Origin of the sequence: Pseudoalteromonas sp. SWYJZ19, from assembly GCF_015864375.1 — a bacterium.
GTDB classification, from domain to species: Bacteria; Pseudomonadota; Gammaproteobacteria; order Enterobacterales; family Alteromonadaceae; genus Pseudoalteromonas; species Pseudoalteromonas arctica.
Genome location: NZ_JADYXI010000012.1, coordinates 59611 through 79458, shown reverse-complemented (window position 1 = coordinate 79458; position 19848 = coordinate 59611). Strand labels below are relative to the sequence as shown.

At 40.4% G+C, this 19848-nt stretch carries 16 protein-coding genes; 10 read left to right on the top strand and 6 right to left on the bottom strand.

Going from position 1 to position 19848, the window contains the following annotated elements; genetic code table 11:
* Positions 1 to 27: 27 nt before the first annotated feature.
* Positions 28 to 441, top strand: a complete 414-nt coding sequence (rnk, locus tag I6F45_RS13030) for a nucleoside diphosphate kinase regulator (protein ID WP_010555031.1) — start codon at positions 28 to 30, stop codon at positions 439 to 441.
* Between the two features lie 400 nt (positions 442 to 841).
* Complete coding sequence (locus tag I6F45_RS13025; RefSeq protein WP_197160731.1) at positions 842 to 1288, top strand: VOC family protein; 447 nt, start codon at positions 842 to 844, stop codon at positions 1286 to 1288.
* A gap of 22 nt (positions 1289 to 1310) precedes the next feature.
* Here the strand turns inward: I6F45_RS13025 and I6F45_RS13020 are convergent, their stop codons facing one another.
* Positions 1311 to 2786: an NAD(P)H-hydrate dehydratase gene (locus tag I6F45_RS13020; RefSeq protein ID WP_197160729.1), complete on the bottom strand. Its 1476-nt coding sequence runs from the start codon at positions 2784 to 2786 to the stop codon at positions 1311 to 1313.
* A 249-nt stretch (positions 2787 to 3035) separates the two neighbouring features.
* Here I6F45_RS13020 and gmk point away from each other — a divergent pair, with 249 nt between their 5' ends.
* The 5 genes from gmk (at position 3036) to I6F45_RS12995 (ending at position 8715) form a co-directional block, all read left to right on the top strand.
* Positions 3036 to 3656 (top strand): guanylate kinase, encoded by a 621-nt coding sequence (gmk, locus tag I6F45_RS13015; RefSeq protein WP_197160727.1) that lies wholly within the window; start codon positions 3036 to 3038, stop codon positions 3654 to 3656.
* A 125-nt stretch (positions 3657 to 3781) separates the two neighbouring features.
* Positions 3782 to 4057: a DNA-directed RNA polymerase subunit omega gene (rpoZ, locus tag I6F45_RS13010; RefSeq protein ID WP_007378835.1), complete on the top strand. Its 276-nt coding sequence runs from the start codon at positions 3782 to 3784 to the stop codon at positions 4055 to 4057.
* Between the two features lie 388 nt (positions 4058 to 4445).
* On the top strand, positions 4446 to 6551 hold the full coding sequence (gene spoT, locus I6F45_RS13005; protein ID WP_007580016.1) for a bifunctional GTP diphosphokinase/guanosine-3',5'-bis pyrophosphate 3'-pyrophosphohydrolase: 2106 nt from the start codon (positions 4446 to 4448) through the stop codon (positions 6549 to 6551).
* A 12-nt stretch (positions 6552 to 6563) separates the two neighbouring features.
* On the top strand, positions 6564 to 6956 hold the full coding sequence (locus I6F45_RS13000; RefSeq protein WP_007580015.1) for a RidA family protein: 393 nt from the start codon (positions 6564 to 6566) through the stop codon (positions 6954 to 6956).
* A gap of 151 nt (positions 6957 to 7107) precedes the next feature.
* Entirely contained in the window at positions 7108 to 8715 is a 1608-nt protein-coding gene (locus I6F45_RS12995; RefSeq protein ID WP_197119389.1) for a DUF342 domain-containing protein, read from the top strand.
* 49 nt (positions 8716 to 8764) lie between these two features.
* On the opposite strand, the gene asnA is transcribed toward I6F45_RS12995, so the two are convergent.
* Entirely contained in the window at positions 8765 to 9760 is a 996-nt protein-coding gene (gene asnA, locus I6F45_RS12990; protein WP_197160725.1) for an aspartate--ammonia ligase, read from the bottom strand.
* Positions 9761 to 9957: 197 nt separating this feature from the next.
* Here asnA and asnC point away from each other — a divergent pair, with 197 nt between their 5' ends.
* From asnC to recG, 3 genes are read left to right on the top strand one after another with little or no spacing between them, the layout of a single operon-like run.
* Entirely contained in the window at positions 9958 to 10416 is a 459-nt protein-coding gene (asnC, locus tag I6F45_RS12985) for a transcriptional regulator AsnC (protein ID WP_002958822.1), read from the top strand.
* 41 nt (positions 10417 to 10457) lie between these two features.
* On the top strand, positions 10458 to 11144 hold the full coding sequence (gene trmH / locus I6F45_RS12980) for a tRNA (guanosine(18)-2'-O)-methyltransferase TrmH (RefSeq protein WP_007580009.1): 687 nt from the start codon (positions 10458 to 10460) through the stop codon (positions 11142 to 11144).
* Positions 11145 to 11202: 58 nt separating this feature from the next.
* Complete coding sequence (gene recG / locus I6F45_RS12975) at positions 11203 to 13284, top strand: ATP-dependent DNA helicase RecG (protein WP_101163262.1); 2082 nt, start codon at positions 11203 to 11205, stop codon at positions 13282 to 13284.
* Between the two features lie 159 nt (positions 13285 to 13443).
* Here the strand turns inward: recG and I6F45_RS12970 are convergent, their stop codons facing one another.
* From I6F45_RS12970 to I6F45_RS12955, 4 genes are all read right to left on the bottom strand, one after another.
* A complete protein-coding gene (locus I6F45_RS12970; RefSeq protein ID WP_197160723.1) occupies positions 13444 to 15576 on the bottom strand; it encodes an alpha-galactosidase in 2133 nt (710 codons plus the stop codon).
* Between the two features lie 324 nt (positions 15577 to 15900).
* Positions 15901 to 17385, bottom strand: coding sequence for an SLC5 family protein (locus I6F45_RS12965; RefSeq protein ID WP_197160722.1), 1485 nt, complete (start codon positions 17383 to 17385; stop codon positions 15901 to 15903).
* Positions 17386 to 17437: 52 nt separating this feature from the next.
* Entirely contained in the window at positions 17438 to 18199 is a 762-nt protein-coding gene (locus tag I6F45_RS12960) for a SapC family protein (protein ID WP_197160721.1), read from the bottom strand.
* A 12-nt stretch (positions 18200 to 18211) separates the two neighbouring features.
* Complete coding sequence (locus tag I6F45_RS12955) at positions 18212 to 19738, bottom strand: tryptophan halogenase family protein (RefSeq protein WP_165728313.1); 1527 nt, start codon at positions 19736 to 19738, stop codon at positions 18212 to 18214.
* Between the last annotated feature and the right edge of the window lie 110 nt (positions 19739 to 19848).

Below are 19848 nucleotides of genomic sequence, written 5' to 3'. Positions count from 1 at the left end.
TTATTAAAAATTATTAAGGATATTAAGATGAATAAAAAACCTGAACTAATCATCTCATCACTCGATGCAGATAGATTGTATGACTTAATGGAATCATTGCCTGCAGGTAGCTTTGCTAATAAAGAAGAATTGGAAGCTGAACTGGCACGAGCGACAATAGTCGAACCTAAAGATATGCCATCATCAGTTGTAACGATGAACTCAACTGTAAACTTTATTGTTGAGTCTTCTAAAGAAGAATTTACGTTAACCTTGGTGTACCCAAAGAACAGTGACTCTAGCGGCGATAAAATATCGATATTATCACCCGTTGGTAGCGCATTACTTGGGCTAAACCAAGGCGACGAAATTGAGTGGCCTAAACCGAGTGGCGGCTTAATAAAGGTAAAAATAAAAGAAGTAACCTATCAACCAGAACGTGCTGGTGAATTACACAGATAAAACGTTTATGCACTTAGTACTAAAAAATCGGTTTAAAGTAGACTCAGCCTCGGCTGGGTTTTGCTTTTTATTATAAAGCAGATTGATACTGTTTAATTTATACCTATAACTAAGTTACATACTGCGGGCATATACCCTGCGTAATCGCTTACTAAACAACCTGAACTCTGGATAATAAATCTATCTCAAGCAGCTATTTTCAGCGCTCACTGCGTTGAATTTACTTGCAATAGGCCAGCTATTGACGCGTAAGTTCGCCTTGTTTTCACTGAAAATTTCTGGCTAGAGAAAATAAATTTAAATATCACTATAATTCAATACGTTGGTAAATCTCTTAACCAGAGTTCAGGTTAAATATGATAAAAAGCACATTTATTTAATAGTATGGAGTGAGCTAAACATGACTAACGTTCAACAGCATATAGGCAGCATTGCATTAGTTGTTAAGGACTACGATGAGGCAATTAAGTTTTACACTCAAAAGCTCAACTTTGAGTTAGTAGAGGATACTAACTTAGGAGAGGGTAGGCGCTGGGTGTTAATTTCACCTCCAAATTCAAACGGGGCTAGTTCAAACGGGACTTGTTCAAATGGGACTAATTCGAGCAGGACTAATCTACTGCTTGCTAAAGCCACAACGCCCGAACAGATAAGCGCTATTGGTAATCAAACCGGTGGTCGCGTATTTTTATTTTTGCATACCAATGACTTTTGGCGAGATTATAATTTAATGCTTTCAAAAGGCGTTACATTTACCGAAGAGCCTCGAGTAGAACCCTATGGCACCGTAGTGGTTTTTGAAGACCTATATGGTACAAAATGGGACTTACTGCAGCTTAATAATTAGCAAGATAAAGTGACGTTTAAACTCACGTCACTTTATTAACTAACTCTCTGACAATTGAAAATAAATCGCTGGGTAGCATTCCCCTTTGCCCGTCTCGCTCACTGGCGATATCACCGGCTTTAGCATGCAGTGTTACACCATAGCGTGCTGCTTCATCAATAGTTAAACCTTGAGCAAGTAAGGCACCAAGAATACCAGTGAGTACATCGCCACTGCCGCCAACGGCCAATGCCGGGTTGCCATCTTCACATACCCACGTGTGCTGGGCATTATCTATTAATGTTCCTGCGCCTTTTAATACACAAGTCGCGTTATAGCGTTTAGCGCAAAGGCGGGCATAATTAAAGCGGTCTGATTCTATGTCGCTGGTGCTAACACTTAGCAGTCGCGAAGCTTCGCCGGGATGTGGAGTAAGTACGCATTGCTCTAACGTGTATGATGAAGCTTTCTTAGCCAGTAAATTAAGGGCATCTGCATCTATAACCAATGGCATTTTATTGTTTTGGCAATATTGCATTACTTCATCGAATGTTTGTTGTGCCCACTCGTCTTGCCCAAGCCCTGGGCCAATAACAACGCAGCTTGCCCACTCTAGCGCTTGATGTAAGTTATTACTGCTTACCATAAGTTCTGGTCTGCCAATACTAATAGGCGTTATTGAGCTTTCGTGTGTATACACTCTTACCATGCCAGCACCCGTTCTAAGAGCTGCTTCACTACTTAACCTAATTGCACCTGCAGTACCTTGATTGCCACCAACACATAAAAGTTTACCGTGGCTTCCTTTGTGACTATTGATTGCCCGCGTGGCTATTCCTTTAAAGCTATTGATATTAACAAGGGTTCCTGAAGATTGAGCGATACAAGTAAACGCATCGCCAATTGCTAAATCATCAAATACTAACTTACCGCTATATTGTTTACCTGCCGTCGTTGCGAGCCCTTGCTTAATGCCCACAAAAGTAACGGTTGAAGTCGCTTGTACTGCACATCCTAAAGGCTGCCCTGTATTCGCCTCAATACCTGACGGTATATCAATGCTTATTACGGGCTTATCACTGTTATTTACAGCTTTTATTATATTCGCAAAATTATCGCGCACGGTGCTTTTAAGGCCAGTACCAAGGAGCGCATCAATAACGATATCGCACCTATTAAGAGTGTCTTTTGTAAAATGAGAAACCACCCCACCCGCTTCAATCCATAACTGCTGCGCTTTTGCTGCATCACCGGTTAATACTTTATTAGGCTCAGCTGCGCATACTGTTACCTCTTTACCTGATTGCATAATAAGCCTAGCTACAATGTAACCGTCTCCAGCGTTGTTACCATGGCCAACAATAACTAATGTATGCTGTGCATCAAATAACTGCCATTGCTTATATACAGCCTCGCCTGCACGCTGCATTAGGGTAAATAAATCACAATGACTATTTTTAGCCGCTAAAGCTTCATTGTCTCTTACTTGTTGTGCGGTAAATAAAGTTTTATTGAGCATAAAAGCTCCTTTACTAGGTGATACTTCACCTTATCAAATACTTATATCTAACGGCTAGTTCCATTGATAATTTTAAACTGCAATTTTATTTAAAATCTAACTTAGCAAAATACTCCCAAGCCAATTTGGACATGACCAACATGAGCACGACTAACTTGAGCAAGGTGAGCTAATTAAAGTACAATACAGTTAATTAAAGGCTTGGCTTACTTGTAACCCAAGCCTGTTTATTTTTAGGTAGAGAAAAACATGGCACAAACTCGCGGTAACTTATTTATTTTGTCAGCCCCTTCTGGTGCTGGTAAATCAAGCTTAATCAATGCGTTATTAAAAAAACACGCTGACATGAAAGTATCTGTATCACATACAACTCGCGCCCCTCGCCCAGGTGAAGAAAATGACGTGCATTATCACTTTGTATCTACAGACGAATTTAAAGCGCTTATTGCCAAAGATGACTTTTTTGAATGGGCTCAAGTATTCGATAATTACTACGGCACATCAAAGCAGGCTATTGAGTCGCAACTTGATGCCGGTATTGATGTGTTTTTAGATATTGATTGGCAAGGCGCTCAGCAAGTGCGCAAAATTATGCCAAGCGTACAAACTATTTTTATTCTACCGCCTTCAAAAGAAGAATTAGAACAACGCTTAAATAACCGTGGCCAAGATTCGGCTGAGGTTATTGCCTCTCGTATGGCAAAAGCACAATCTGAAACATCACATTATAACGAATACGACTTTGTAATTGTTAATGATGACTTTGAGGACGCACTTGCCGACATAGAAATGATTGTAATGGCTCAGCGCTTAACACTAAAAGCGCAAGAAGATCGTCATCAAGTTTTACTAAATAGTCTGCTTAAATAATTTAAGCCTACTTAAATTAGGCTTAGGCAAGTAAAACTGATAAAAATTGAACACTGGCTATTGGCGAAAGTGGCTCCTTGGAGTAAACTACGTCTTTGCTTTTAAATTATTTTTGGAGTGCTGTGATGGCCCGCGTAACAGTTGAAGATGCAGTAGATGCAGTTGGTAATCGTTTTGACTTAATTTTAGTTGCGGCTCGTCGTGCCCGCCAAATTGCTGTTGGTGGTAAGACTCCACTAGTAGACCCTGAAAACGATAAGCCAACGGTAGTTGCTTTACGTGAAATTGAATTAGGTTTAGTTGATAGCGCTTCAATGGACTTAATTGACCGTGAAGAACAACAACACCAAGAAGCAGCAGAATTAGCTGCTGTTGCTGCCATTGTTGGTGGCAACCAATAATCGACCTCCCGGTCTGATTTAGCCAACGGCGCAGTATTTCTACTATAGCCGTTGGCAATCCTTTCATTTCATCGTATATTCGTAGCTTACCTAATTTGCTTCACTAGAGCCTTTTTATCTTTCGAGGTTAAATTTGCAGCAGTATGCTTGGTATTTAGGCAAGGCAGAGCCTATGTAGTGTGGTTATTTCCCATAAATAGGCGATAACGCAGCATAAATGCAAAACATGCGCTGCCCAAAGGGTTCTGCCTAGGGGCAATTTACTCTTTGTTGCTCGATTTTTACTTAGCCCGCTAGGCTAAAAACCTCGCGCCGCGATTAAATCGCCCCTAGATTGAACAAATTTTAATCCTGAAAGGTCAACAGGCCCTAGAACATTGGAGTGTGAATGTATCTTTTTGAAGGTCTTAAAAAGAAAATTTCAGAATACTTGCCCGCTGCTGATGTAGAGCTGGTTCAAAAATCTTACGTGGTAGCCCGAGAGGCCCATGAAGGACAAACTCGCTCAAGTGGCGAACCTTACATAACTCATCCAGTAGAAGTAACCCAAATTCTTGCAGGCATGCATCTTGACCATGAAACGCTCATGGCCGCGCTAATGCATGATGTAATTGAAGATACTGATTTTAGCCAACAAGATTTAGCCGAAATTTTTGGCGAAACTGTGGCAGAACTCGTTGAAGGTGTAAGTAAGCTCGATAAGCTCAGCTTTAAAGATAAAAAAGAATTCCAAGCTGAAAACTACCGCAAAATGATTATGGCAATGACTCAGGATATTCGAGTTATTTTAATCAAGCTTGCTGATAGAACGCACAATATGCGTACTTTAGGGGCACTGCGCCCAGATAAGCGCCGCAGAATAGCACGTGAAACGCTTGAGATTTACGCGCCAATAGCAAACCGCTTAGGTATTCACGATATTAAAAATGAGCTTGAAGACTTAGGTTTTCAAGCTTTATATCCTATGCGTCATCGCGCACTTAAATCTGAAGTAGCTAAAGCACGTGGTAATCGCAAAGAAGTTATCACTAATATCCAACATGAAATAGAAGCACGTCTTGAAGAATCAGGCATTAAAGCGACTGTGTCAGGCCGTGAGAAACATTTATATAGTATTTATAAAAAAATGCTTAATAAAGAACTGCTATTTAACGAAGTTATGGATATTTACGCGTTTAGAATTGCAGTTGATTCTATGGATACGTGTTATCGCGTATTAGGTGTGGCTCATAGTCTTTATAAGCCTATAGAAACACGCTTTAAAGATTATATTGCTGTACCAAAAACTAATGGTTACCAATCGCTTCATACTTCATTAGTTGGCCCACACGGAATACCTGTTGAGATTCAGATTCGTACTCACGATATGGATCAGATGGCCGACAAAGGTGTAGCGGCGCACTGGATGTATAAAAAATCAGGTGATGGTGCAGGTAATACTTCGCAGCAACGTGCTCGCCAATGGATGCAAAGCTTATTAGAACTTCAGCAAAGTGCGGGTTCATCGTTTGAATTTATTGAAAACGTAAAAACTGAGCTATTTCCAGAAGAAATTTACGTATTTACACCTGATGGTCGTATTGTTGAGCTACCAATGGGCGCTACCGCAGTCGATTTTGCGTATGCTGTTCATACTGATGTAGGCAACACTTGTGTAGGCGCTCGCGTTAATCGCAAGCCACATCCTTTAAGTAGGCCATTAGATACAGGGCAAACCATAGAGATAATAACAAGCTCAGGTGCCCACCCTAATGCAACATGGCTAAACTTTATTGTTACTGGTAAAGCACGCTTAGGTGTTCGTAATTACCTTAGAAGCCAGCATCATGAAGAAGCCATGCTTTTAGGGCGCCGTTTACTTGATTCGGCATTAGGCGAAAACAAACTAGATAGCATTGCTGATGAAAATATAGCGAGAGTACTTGAAGAGCACGAACTAACTACGCTTCTTGAATTACTTGTAGAAATTGGCTCTGGTAACTTAATGAGTATGTTAATTGCCAAGCGCTTATTGCAAAATGACAATGACGATTTAACTGATATAACAAGCCAAGCTAAAGCGACCATTATTGGTACTGAAGGCATGTTAGTGAATTACTCTAAGTGTTGCCGACCTGTACCAGGCGATGCCATTACGGCTCATATAAGCCAAGGTAAGGGCCTGACCGTTCACCGCCAAGAATGTAAAAATATTCGTGGTTGGGAAAATGAGCGCTCTAAATACTTAGTTGTAAAATGGGACGATAACCCAGAAAAAGAATATATTGCAGCTCTGAGAGTTGAAATTATTAACCATCAAGGCGCGTTAGCTAAGCTAACCAATGTTGTCGCTACAACCCAAGCCAATATTGTCGAAATTGCCACCGATGAAAAAGAAAGTAATTTATACGTGATAGATTTAGGGGTTACCGTTAAAAACCGTATCCACGTTGCTAACATTATGCGCCGCATTCGCGTTATGCCTGATGTACAAAAAGTCTATCGTAAAAAATAAAATAGGAAACACATGAATAAAGCATTTATCTCTACCGACAAAGCACCTGCAGCTATTGGCACTTATAGCCAAGCAGTTAAAGTAGGTACCGCTGTTTATTTATCTGGTCAAATTCCATTAGTTCCAGAAACGATGGAAATGATTTCAGAAGATTTTAGCGAGCAAACGCATCAAGTATTTAAAAATATTGCTGCGGTATGTGAAGAAGCAGGCGGAAAAATTCACGATTTAGTTAAAATCAATATTTACCTAACTGATCTATCTAACTTCGCCACTGTAAATGAAGTGATGAGCCAATACTTTAAACAACCTTACCCAGCTAGAGCTGCATTAGGTGTTCGTGCACTACCAAAAGGTGCACAAGTTGAAATAGACGGAATAATGGAATTACCTTCTACCAATTAAGTATTACAGGCTATAGAGCTTCTCTATAGCCTTTATTTTTCGCTCCACACTTCGTTTTATCTGACTTCTTGACTCAAATGTAAATTTCTAGCAATCTGTAGTTGTGTTTTAAAAAACAAACTTAACTTAAGTAGTAAAAAAGGATTAACTCGTGTTTAAGCTTGCCAACAATGGAAATGTTTTACTTGATGTAAAAGAACATATTCCTCCCAGCGCTGCATTTATTTTAGAGGCTCTCGAAAAGTCAGCTTTTTGCGACTGTAAAATAGATCATGACGCTATTAATGATTTTTTTAAAAACGAAAACACACAACAAACTCTCGTTGTAGCAACAAAACACAATGCCACTTTAAATGTAACAATTAGCGACGATAAAATGCTGGCCATTGGCGAGCTAACGCTTGCCCAAGGTGGAAAGTTATTAAGCTTAGAAGATGCAAAAAAACAACTCGTTAAAGCAGGTATTGTGCGTGGGTATAAACAAGCTTTTTTAGAACAGCTGCTACAAAAACAATCTGAACACTCTGCAGGATCTGTCGTTAAGGGGATATTAGCTAAAGGTAGGCTCCCAAGCGATGGTTTAGCCACTAAACTAATAACAACCGTAGAGACTTTAAAAGACCGTTTAAAAGCGCCCAAGCTCAAAGAAGATGGCAGTGTGGATATGCGCGACTTTGGCAAGCTTGCAAGCGTAGAACCTGGCTCTGTGCTTATTCGCCAGCAACCTGCAACTCCCGGTAAAGAAGGCTTTACCGTAATAGGTGACATACTGCCCGCAAAACCCGGAGAAAATAAACAATTAGTCGCCGGCGAAGGGACTGAAATATCAAAAATGAATCCGCTTGAGTTAGTCTCTACTATTGCTGGTGTTCCGGTTGAAATTAATAATGGTATGCGTGTCGACGATATTTTTACCATTTCAGATGTAAATGTAAAAAGCGGCCATATTGATTTTCAAGGCAGTGTTATTGTTACTCGCAATATAGACCCAGGGATGAAAGTAACTGCCAAAGGCGATATTACTATATTTGGCACGGTTGAATCTGGCGAGCTTACTGCAGGAGGAAACATCACGGTTAAACAAGGCATTATTGGCCATCAAAAAATGGATAGTAAGTCACTTTCTTGCAAGCTAATTGCGCTAGGTGATATTCATGTATCTCACTCGCAGTATTGCTACCTCGATGCAAATAATATTTTTATTGATCGCCAAACAAGCCATTGTGTAATAAAAGCTAAGCGCTTACTGCAAGTAGGCCAATCCGACTTACCTAAGGGTAAAATATTTGGTGGTGAAATACTTGATGCAACAACTCTCATTGCTGGCGAAATAGGGAATGAATCAGGCGCTAAAATGATTATTAACCTAGCGACTTCTGGCGCTGAAATAACAGCGGATACTGATAATTGCTTTAAAGACTTAGCTAAAACAGATGCACAATTAGATACGCTGCAAGCAGCGCTAGAAAAAACTGATTTAGTGAAGGATGCCGAAAAGAAGAAAATATTAATTACTAAAATTGGAGCTACTCAGAAACATTACTGTGAGCAAGCAGAACTATTAGAAAAACGTCTTTCAAACTTAGATCATGACTTACACGATTTACTTAGCGACGCTAATTTAACGGTGAATTCTGTTTTGCATTCAGGCGTAGAGATTCATATTTTTGATAAAGTACTTAAAACAATCCGCAATTACCCTCCGTGCAACGTTAAACTTTTAAATAATAAAATTGAAATAGAGTTTAAAACACACTAAAAAATTGAGTGCTCTATTGAGCACTCAAATTAACTCACTTTTTTACAATTTAAAGTAAGCCACTTACCGTATCATAAGTTTGACTTGGCCATACACCCACTTGTACTTGGCCAATATGCTGCTTTTGCAGCAATAGCATAGCCAAGCGAGACTGCCCTATTCCACCGCCAATCGTTTGCGGAAATTTACATTGTAGTAGCGCTTTATGCCAATCAAACTCTAAGCGGTCTTCATCTCCAGTTGTACTTAACTGCGCTTTTAAAACCTCAGGGCTTACACGTATGCCCATTGATGATATTTCAAATGCATCTTCAAGTACTGGGTTCCATACTAAAATGTCACCATTTAAACCCATGTATTGATCGCATGTTGGCGTAGACCAATCATCGTAATCTGGGGCTCTTACATCATGAATTTTGCCATCTCCAAGCGCGCCACCAATACCAATTAAAAATACAGCACCATATTCTTGTGCAATGGCTTTTTCGCGTTGCTTAGCACTAAAGTCAGGATACATTTTACGTAGCTCTTCACTGTGCACAAACTTAATATCGTCCGGTAAAAAAGGCGTCAAACCATAAGACTCACTTACAAAAGCTTCCGTCTCTTTTATCCCTTTATAAATAGATTGAACAGTTTGCTTTAGTGTTGCCAGCGAACGCTCTGTCGTTTCGCTAATTACTTTTTCCCAATCCCACTGATCAACATATACAGAATGAATAGGGCTTAATGAATCTTCGTCTGGGCGCAAAGCTTTCATTTGAGTGTAAATACCCTCACCAACACCAAAGCCATAAGTAGCCAGTGTTTTACGTTTCCACTTAGCCAGTGAATGCACCACTTCGTAGCGGCTATCTGTAATCGCTTTCACATTTACAGCAACTGCGTTTTCATGGCCGCTTAAGTTATCTTGCGTGCCGTCGCCAACCTTAGCCAAAATTGGGGCTTGAACCTCAACCAGCCCAAGTTGGGTTTCTAGTTGTTGTGAAAAAAATTGCTTAACTTTACTTATTTGCTGCTGTTGCTGCACATAGTGTGAACTCATAATAATTGGCCTCATTCCCAGTTATTGTTACTTGCTTAATTGATAAAAAGCGCTCTAACTAGCGCCATTAATGAAGTTAATGTAACGATTTAAAGGATTAATTCAATATCCCATAACAGAAATAGCTTTAATATATAAAAATCATTAATTAAGTGGTATAAAAACCATATATTCGATAATTTCATGAGAAAAATAGAATGGAAAATTATTTAATCGATAATCTCGATAAACAGATACTTCATGCGTTAATGGCAAATGCCCGTACTGCGTACGCCGAATTAGCAAAAAGATTTAATGTAAGCGCTGGGACAATTCACGTAAGAATTGAAAAAATGAAGCAAGCTGGGATCATTACAGGCACCCAATTAACGATTAATACTAAACAGCTAGGCTACGATGTGTGTTGCTTTATAGGTATTAATTTAAATAACGCACGTGATTACCCACAAACACTTATAAAGCTAGAAGCATTGGAGGAAGTGGTAGAGGCTTATTACACAACAGGTAACTACAGTATATTTATAAAGGTAATGACAAAGTCCATTGATCACTTACAAGATGTGCTGATTAATAAAATACAGGCAATAGAAGCCATACAATCAACAGAAACACTTATTTCTCTACAAAATCCAATTAGCCGTACGGTAATGCCTTAACTGCAAAAATCTCGTATAATTGCCGAAAAAAGAGGATAACCATGCAGCAAACTCGCTATCAAAGAATCGAAGACGTACTTTCGCGCCGTCAAACAGACCTAACAGTGTGTTTAGAAGACGTGCACAAACACCATAACTTATCTGCAATAGTACGAAGTGCTGATGCGGTTGGTTGCCATCACGTACATGCTGTATGGCCTGAAAAGCAAAAATGGCTAACAAATAATACCTCAGGTGGCAGTAAAAACTGGCTAGAGACGCACTTACATAGAAATATTGATGATGCCGTTACTGCAATGCGTGAACGCAATCCAGAAATACAAATATTAGCGACTCATCTATCAGAAGATGCCGTTGATTTTAGAGAAGTAGATTACACCAAGCCAACGGCTATTATTGTTGGACAAGAAAAAACAGGGATATCAGAAAAAGCCCTAGAATATGCCGATCAAAATATTATTATTCCAATGCAAGGCATGGTGCAATCACTAAATGTTTCGGTTGCTGCTGCGCTAATATTGTTTGAAGCACAGCGCCAACGCGAGCTGGCTGGTTTATATAATAGAGATATGCTGAGCGCCGAAGTTAAACATCCACTTTACTTTGAAGGCTGCCACCCTATTATCGCAAGGCAATGTAAACAAAAAAAATTACCTTATCCTGCACTTGATGAAAACGGCGAAATAGTCGCTGACGAGCAATTTTGGCAAGCTTTAAAACATACTTGATGGACTAAAGCTCTGTAAGTACACTTAGCCTACTCACAAATAATAAGATTGATACACTTTGTCTAAACCTAGCTTAAATCAATACCCAATTACAGAGCTCAAAGGGGTCGGCCCAAAAATGGCTGAGCGTTTGTTAAAGCTAGGTATTTTAACTGTGCAAGATATGCTTTTTCATTTGCCACTTCGCTATGAAGATCGCACTCGCTTATACGCGATTAATGAACTGGCATTGCATAGCCATGTGAGTGTTGAAGCAACAATTGAAACAAGCCAAATTACGTTTGGTAAAAGGCGCATGCTTGTTTGCCAAATCAATGATGGTACTGGCAGGCTAACATTACGATTTTTTAATTTTACCGCCGCACAAAAAAACGCATTTAGTGCTGGTAAAATAATACGTTGTTTTGGTGAAGTGCGCCGTGGCCGTGTTGGCTTTGAAATGAGTCATCCTGAATACAGCATCAGCGATACTTCCAACGAGCAGCCGGTAGCGACCACATTAACACCCGTTTATTCAACAACCGAAGGTTTAAAGCAGCTATCGATTAGAGCTTTAAGCGAACAGGCTATTGATTTACTACATAAATACTCAGTGGAAGAACTATTGCCTTCACAGTGGCAGCCATCAAATATGCCGCTAAGTGACGCCTTATTATTACTGCACCGCCCACCAAATGATGTTGATGTAACTGCATTAGAGCAAGGTACTCACCCTGCTCAACAGCGCCTGGTATTTGAGGAGCTACTTGCTCAAAATCTCAGTTTATTAAAAGTACGAGAGCAAGGGCAACAAGTTAAAGCCGTAGCATTAAATCCGGTAAATACATTAGAAAGCCAATTTTTAGAACAACTTCCTTTTGCACCCACAAATGCACAAAGCCGCGTAGTTGCTGAAATTAAAGGTGATATGCAACACGCATATCCCATGATGCGTTTAGTACAAGGCGATGTAGGTTCAGGTAAAACCCTAGTAGCAGCACTGAGTGCACTAACCGCTATTGCGCAGGGCTTTCAAGTAGCTTTAATGGCGCCAACAGAGATTTTATCAGAGCAACATGGTGTTAATTTTACAACGTGGTTTAATCAACTAGGTATAACAGTTGCTTGGCTTGGCGGTAAAACAAAGGGTAAAGAGCGCGTAGCAACACTTGAAAAAATAGCCTCTGGTGAGGCGCAAATGATTGTAGGTACTCACGCTTTATTTCAAGATGAAGTAAAGTTTAATAACTTAGTGCTTATTGTTATTGATGAACAACATCGCTTTGGTGTCCACCAGCGTTTATCACTGCGTGAAAAAGGTAAATTTGGTGATTGTTACCCTCATCAACTCGTTATGACCGCAACACCTATTCCACGTACGCTCGCGATGACAGCCTATGCCGACTTAGAAACCTCGGTCATTGATGAGCTACCACCTGGGCGTACGCCCATCACAACAGTAGCACTTCCAGATACTCGCAGAGACGATATTATTGCCCGCGTTAAATTAGCGTGTAACGAGCAAGGCCGCCAAGTTTACTGGGTGTGTACTCTTATTGATGAATCTGAAGTACTGCAATGCCAAGCAGCGGAGGACAGCGCACTGCAGTTAAAAGAAGCATTACCAGAGCTAAACGTAGGTTTAGTACATGGGCGAATGAAATCAGCTGAAAAACAAGCCATTATGAGCGAGTTTAAAGCAGGCAATATACATGTTTTAGTTGCCACTACGGTTATTGAAGTTGGTGTAGATGTCCCTAATGCGAGCTTAATCATTATAGAAAACCCTGAGCGCTTAGGCTTAGCACAGCTGCATCAGTTACGTGGGCGAGTTGGCCGTGGCGCTACTGCATCGCATTGCGTGCTTTTATACCACGCACCACTGTCTCATACTGCTCAAAAGCGATTAGGTGTACTACGCGATAGTAACGATGGTTTTGTGATAGCTGAGCGCGATTTAGAAATTCGTGGCCCTGGTGAAGTACTCGGTACAAAACAAACAGGGTTAGCCGAGTTTAAAATTGCCGATCTTACCCGCGATAAGCACATCCTCAACCAAGTTAGACCGATTGCACAGCAAATGCTTAAGCAACACCCAGAGGTTGTTGACCCACTAATTCAACGTTGGTTGGGTAACAAGCAAAATTACGCGCAAGCGTAACCACTCTATTTTCGATACTTTTGAGTTTACTAAGTTAATTTACTAAATTAGCTTACTAAGGATATAAAAAAGCCAGCCCTAAACAATATAGAGCTGACTACTGATATCTAAGCTAAGCAGCAAAAAGCGATTAGCACCCTTTACTGCTCTTAGTTAAATTTAAGCTTTATTAAGCTCAAATATAAGCGATGTTTGCGGGAATGATATTGGCATTTGTAAGCCAAACTGCATTAACGCTTCACCGGTAAATGTTTGACCATTTACCGCAGCAATAGAAGATGGACGATACTCTTCAAATTTTACCGGCCACACTAAATTAAGTGTGTACTGCGCATCGGCATCTAGGCCAACAAAACGAAGCTTATTAGGCGCTGTACGCGGTGTTTCGCGAACACTGTTATAGGCAAATAACGCTTTTGTTTTTTGCGCATCGATTAAACCAAAGTTAATTGATAAATCGTCGCTATCTAGGCGGTACAAATCGGCAGCATGAATAAACTCCCGATGCTCTTTGTGAAGTGCTATTGCCGCTTTAAGTGCATTGTATTCGTGATCGGTCAGCTCACGTGGGTCCATTTCGATTCCCATGTGGCCAAACATTGATACCGCAGCACGCATTTCAATACTTACATTACGCCCTGTGATATGACAATCGCGTGGGCCTACATGTGCACCCATAACCGACGATGGAAAGAAGAACGAACATCCACGCTGTATTTCAAGGCGATCAAGCGCATCGTTTGAATCTGACGTCCATACACGGTCTGTGTGTGCAAGTACGCCGTAATCTACACGTGCACCACCTGACGAACAGCTTTCTATTTCAAGACCAGGGTGCGCCGCTTTAATACGGTCAATTAAACGATAAAGTGCCAATGTTTGCTGATGCACAGCAGGCTTGCCATCAAAATTACCCGCATGGTTAATATCGCGGTTCATGTCCCATTTAATGTACTTAATGGTTGGGTATTCAACTAAAATATCGTCGATGGCTTTGTATAAGTACTCAACAACCTCAGAGCGCGTTAAATCAAGTACTAGCTGATTTCTAAAGCTTAACTGTTCGTTGTTTTGGGAGCCTAAAACCCAATCAGGATGCGCGCGGTATAAATCACTATCTGGGTTAACCATTTCTGGTTCAAACCAAATACCAAACTCCATACCTAAGCTATTCACATGATCTATAACTGGTGATAAACCATCGGGGTAAATTTTGTAATCTACTGTCCAATCACCTAAGCCTGCATTGTCGCCACGGCGGCCTTTAAACCAACCATCATCAAGTACAAAACGTTCAATACCTAGCGGGGCCACTTTGTCGGCTAGTTGCTTAAGCGTATCTACGTCGTGATCAAAGTAAATGCCTTCCCATGTGTTGTAATGCACAGGGCGCGTTTTTTCACGTTGCGCTTGGCTAAGTAAATTAGCTTTAACAAAACGATGAAAATTACGAGAAAGCGCACTAAAACCTTCACTCGAAAACGAGCCATAAATGCTCGGGCTTTGATACGTTTGACCTTTAGCAAGCGTAAGCTCACCAGGAAGTAATAGCTCACCCATTTGTACATAACGACGACCTTCAGCTAAAAGCTCTGCGCGTAGTTTATTGTTGCCGCTCCAACCTAAATGAAAGCCGTAACATTCGCCGTGCTGCTCGCCTGCATTTTCGTTATGCACTAATAAACCAGGGAATACATCGTGTGATGTTTTACCTTTACGGTTTTCACGTACAAAGCTGCCTAAGACTAAATCAACTGATTGACGTTGGAATTCGTTTGACCAACGACCTTCAAAACTTACTATTTTACTTACGCTATCTGGCAGCTGGAATGTTGGCGCCGCGCAAAAGTTAACACTTAATGGCGAATCGCCTAAATTAGTTAATACGGTATGCGCGCTCAATACGTCAGTGTTTTTATCAAGCGTGATGCTGTGCACTACTTCAATACCACGAAGTTTATCTACACTTACAAATTCAAGTGTTGCAGCTGAAGGCTCACGTACTTCTTGAAGTTGTGGCCCTACTGACCATGCGATTGAATCATTTACTAGCTCAAGCCCTGGCGCACCAGTAAAGCCCTCGCCTAATAACGGAGATAGAGAAATAGGCGCTTCTTCAACCACGGCACATTTTACTTCTTGGCGGGTAGCAAGCTGAGTTAGCATTGTTTCTGTTGTTTGCTCAGATAGGCGTTTACCAAAGTACAGTAACGCCGGTGTTTTGCTCTGGCAGTCGAAAATAACGGTGCTGTTTACACTGTCTAATCGATAAAATGATTTAGTGTCGGCCATGATTTTCCTATCCTCTTGTTCATTGTGTGAGTTATAAATATAACGAAAGTAACTTAGTGATACTAAGTATTAATGTGTCTCTCGTTCTTTGAGGCACAATCTATCAGACGGTGACATTCAATAATAATAGTATATATCATATAAATTGGGTTTTGATAGTCTTTACATCGCAAATAGTTAGATAAACTCACTGGAAGTACCACTGTAGCAAAAAGCTATAAACCAACCTTAACTTTAAAGTGCTGTTACTAATTTCTTATACATATAAAAAAATCGGCCAGAGTTGTCCCATGACCGATTTTGTCAGCTTAAATTATTTATACGTTATTTTTGTACTTGTGCTTGTGCTTGTGCTGCGTCATCAAGTTCAGATGTTTTACCTGCCCATTGTGCATTCAAACCAAACACCACTTTATTTACTATTAATGCAAAAGCCACACATACAATCAGTGTAATTGGCATTAAGTGAATGTAATGAATATCAGTATGTAGTGGTGAGCTTGCAAATGTAAGCATGCCGTACATTACAACACCTAAAATTACTGCTGCAATACCCGCACGTGCATCAACATTTTTAAACAATAATCCCACTACAAAAATAGAGAATATAGGCATACTTAGTAAGCCATTTAATTGCTGTAGTAAGTTAATAATACTATCTGCTTGCTGATAAATTGGTACAAGTACCAGTGTTAAGCTTGTTAGTAGCAATGTTACGTAACCACTTAGCTTTACAACACTTGGCTCTTTATTAAAATATGCTTCGTGAATGTCACATACATACAATGCGGTTGCTGAGTTTAATAAGCTGTTGTAAGTAGACAGTACTGCTGCAGCCATTGCCGCTGCAAATACACCGGTTAACCATGCTGGCATTACATCACCCACAATTCGACCATAAGCGGCGTCGCCAATATCACCATAAAGCTTAAACGAAATAATACCCGGTAATACCACGATTGCAGGGACGATTAAAAAGCGAATACCCGCCGCTGCAAATATACCTTTTTGCGCTTCTTTAACATTAGGCGCTGCCATTGCTCGCTGCGTAATTGTTTGGTTAGTACCCCAGTAATACATTTGAATGAAGATCATACCGGTTAAAAGTGTTGGCCAAGGAATAGGTGAATCAGCATCGCCAATTAATGTTAAACGTTCTTCTGGAATACCCGTAAAGTCATAATCAATTGCATTAAGTGCTAAAAACACCACTAAAACAGCCATACCGAGTACAAGTATACCGTTGTAAGTATCCGATACTGCAACTGCACGCAGACCACCAAAGAAGGCATAAACAGCACCAAGAATGGCAAAGGCGGTGGCAATATACATAAGCGGAATATCAACTTTAAACATGGTTTGCATAAACAGCGCACCAGAGTAGATTACCGCTGGCATATAAATAAGTGCATTACCTAAAAAGAACAACCCACCAATAACAGCGCGAATATGCTTGTTGTTATAGCGCTTTTCTAAAAGCTCTGTGGTGGTTGTACAGTTGTATTTGTAATAAACAGGGATGAATACTTTGGCTAAAATAATCAACCCTATAATAGCGGCAAGCTCCCACCAAACAAGCAAAGCCATTTGGTTACCATTCATACCTACAAGTTGGTCAGTACTTAAATTAGTTAATGTGATTGAACCTGCAACAAACATCCAAGTAAGGCCACCGCCCGCTAAAAAATACTCTTTGGTTTGGCTTTGTCCGTTATTACGATTTTGGCCTCGGCATTTCCAATAAGTAAGGCCACCAATTAAAGCGGTGACAAAAACAAAAACCACCAGCTGTAAAATGTTATCTGACATGTGTGTGTCTCCTGCGCGTTATGCGCAATGTCTGGGTAATAAAAAATGCACGCTACAGCGCGTGCGCATCTCGACTTAGTTCTAACTTAATCTGCTTTAAAGGCATAAGTTCGGGACGTTGGTTGTGCAGCTTTACCAATGCATTTAACTGAAACAGTGAAATGAGCATGCTGTTAAGCACACTTAAGTAACCCTGCTTTTGTAGTTCTGCAATGGTATTGCTATCTAATGTTTGCAGTTTGTCTTCATCAACGGTGCTCAAACCTTGAATGGTTTGGGTTTCGCCTTGTTCAAACTGCAATACAATATCTATGTTTTTAATGAGTCCTAAACGCGCAACTTCTTGGGTAAATTGATACGTTTGGTAATCATTTTTTAAATCGCTTTCTAACAACTTTTGCTGCGCACTTAAAAATAAACTTGGGTTACCTTTAGCATCAAATAGTGACTCACCCTGCTCGGTGTTTACAGCTAAGCTTTGCTCATCAATCGTGATAAAATAGTCGCTACTATTTGCTTCTCGAGTCATTAAGTAAAGTGGCTGGGTTTGCATGCATACCGGTGTGTAAAGTGCCTGCCATTGGTTGTTATTTACCAATAGACTTTGCCCAGCACTAAAGCTTGTTAACGCTGATACGGTATAGCTGCCATTTTGTGCGTTACGTGCTAAAAAAACAGGTAAATCGCAGGCTGCTTTTGCTATTTCATTTGCTCTTAAATTAACTAAATGCTGTGTTTTTGCGTATTCAACAGCGGCATTGTGGTTAATTTTTAATGTTTGGTGTTTGGTGTTTACTAGTTCACTAATAGCCATAGTTACACATCCTTAAACTGGGTTAGCTGCTAACCACTGCTCTATAAAAGCACGGTGCGGTGGTAAAGTTTGCAACATCTGCTGTGTAAGCTGGCTGTTACGTTCTATTATTTGTTTAGCTTGCGCGTCTTGTGAATACAAATACGCTTGTTTAGTAAAGTCAGGCTTAAAGCCCATACCGTACAAAACATACTGATAGCTGGCGGCTGGAAATAACTCTAATGCGCCATGAAAATCTTGAATAAGCGGGCCACGGCTTCCCCAAAGAAGTAAGTCTTCTTGCAGGGTTTCTGGAATAGTATCAGGCTGTACATGCGCTTGCCAGTAAGGTTCTGGGCGCTTGGTTAGCATGTAATGTAGTTTTAAAAAGTCGATAATACGCTGCCAACGATAATCCATCTGCTCATTAAAGCGCTTAGCTACAATAGGCATTACTTGGGTATCTGCTGGCATATGTTCAGCAACAAAGCGTGCTGAAATTTCAACAAGCATAATGGCGGTAGCTTCAAGCGGCTCTACAAACCCTGCCGACATACCAATGGCAACACAGTTTTTATGCCAAAACTTCTCACGGTATCCTGATTCAAAGTTGATTTTACGGGCAGTTAAACCGTTTGCTGCATCTCCTAAATAGTCTCTTAGGTTTTGCTCTGCTTCATCGTCTGATAAAAATTTGCTTGAATAAACATGCCCTACACCTCGGCGGTGCGTTAAACCAATATCCCAAATCCATCCAGCGTTTTGCGCTGTTGCTATGGTGTGGCTCGCCAAAGACTCATCGTTTTCATCGTAAGGAACTTGCATAGCCAATGCGCTGTCGTTAAATAGCACGTGGTCCATTTTTTTAAACGGTACGTTAAGCGCTTGGCCTAATAACAATGATGAAAAGCCAGTACAGTCTATGTATAAGTCGGCATTTATGGTGCGGGTTTGATCTTTTAGAGTAAGCTCATTTATTGCACCATCGTCATCAAGCTTTACCTGATCAACAGTACCAATAATATGATCTACACCAAGCTTACTTTTACAATGCTGTTTAAGCATTTCGGCAAAAGCGCCGGCATCTAAGTGATAAGCGTAATTACAATTACCTTGATATTCACCTTGCGATATACCTCTTGGGGCTAAGCTTGCTTCGCAAATATCATGTTGAAAATTTGTTTGCTGTGCAAAGTCTTCAACATTATCTAAATAAGGGGCTAAATCTATACGGCCGTAGCCTAGCGGTACAGTAAATGGATGGTAGTAAAAGTCATTATTGCCATGAGTCCAATTTACAAACTTTCCACCTTGTTTAAAAGTGGCATTACAGGCTTTAAACACGTCAACTTCACGTAAACCAATTTGCTGAAGCGTGTTTTTCATCGTGGGCCAGGTACCTTCACCTACGCCAATTGTTGGAATGTCTGACGATTCAACCAATATCACTTTTAAGCCGTCACCATTTTGACCTTGGTGATACGAAGCTATAATTGCAGCGCTCAGCCATCCTGCTGTACCACCGCCAACTACCGCTACTGTTTTTATTGCTTTATTCATAATGGACTACTCTTTGAGTATTTTTGATAACGTTTTATACAACAAATGCCCGTTAGGGCATTTTGATTTAATGTAGTTTCATTTTAGCCAATTAGGTTAACTAACATACA

What these genes read in the sequence shown, in the direction of transcription:
- trmH (WP_007580009.1), top strand. Translation starts at nt 10,458, where the DNA reads ATGCAGCAAACTCGCTATCAAAGAATCGAAGACGTACTTTCGCGCCGT.
- rnk (WP_010555031.1), top strand. Translation starts at nt 28, where the DNA reads ATGAATAAAAAACCTGAACTAATCATCTCATCACTCGATGCAGATAGA.
- I6F45_RS12970 (WP_197160723.1), bottom strand. Translation starts at nt 15,576, where the DNA reads ATGGCCGACACTAAATCATTTTATCGATTAGACAGTGTAAACAGCACC.
- spoT (WP_007580016.1), top strand. Translation starts at nt 4,446, where the DNA reads ATGTATCTTTTTGAAGGTCTTAAAAAGAAAATTTCAGAATACTTGCCC.
- I6F45_RS12955 (WP_165728313.1), bottom strand. Translation starts at nt 19,738, where the DNA reads ATGAATAAAGCAATAAAAACAGTAGCGGTAGTTGGCGGTGGTACAGCA.
- I6F45_RS13000 (WP_007580015.1), top strand. Translation starts at nt 6,564, where the DNA reads ATGAATAAAGCATTTATCTCTACCGACAAAGCACCTGCAGCTATTGGC.
- I6F45_RS13025 (WP_197160731.1), top strand. Translation starts at nt 842, where the DNA reads ATGACTAACGTTCAACAGCATATAGGCAGCATTGCATTAGTTGTTAAG.
- asnC (WP_002958822.1), top strand. Translation starts at nt 9,958, where the DNA reads ATGGAAAATTATTTAATCGATAATCTCGATAAACAGATACTTCATGCG.
- asnA (WP_197160725.1), bottom strand. Translation starts at nt 9,760, where the DNA reads ATGAGTTCACACTATGTGCAGCAACAGCAGCAAATAAGTAAAGTTAAG.
- I6F45_RS13020 (WP_197160729.1), bottom strand. Translation starts at nt 2,786, where the DNA reads ATGCTCAATAAAACTTTATTTACCGCACAACAAGTAAGAGACAATGAA.
- gmk (WP_197160727.1), top strand. Translation starts at nt 3,036, where the DNA reads ATGGCACAAACTCGCGGTAACTTATTTATTTTGTCAGCCCCTTCTGGT.
- rpoZ (WP_007378835.1), top strand. Translation starts at nt 3,782, where the DNA reads ATGGCCCGCGTAACAGTTGAAGATGCAGTAGATGCAGTTGGTAATCGT.
- I6F45_RS12960 (WP_197160721.1), bottom strand. Translation starts at nt 18,199, where the DNA reads ATGGCTATTAGTGAACTAGTAAACACCAAACACCAAACATTAAAAATT.
- I6F45_RS12965 (WP_197160722.1), bottom strand. Translation starts at nt 17,385, where the DNA reads ATGTCAGATAACATTTTACAGCTGGTGGTTTTTGTTTTTGTCACCGCT.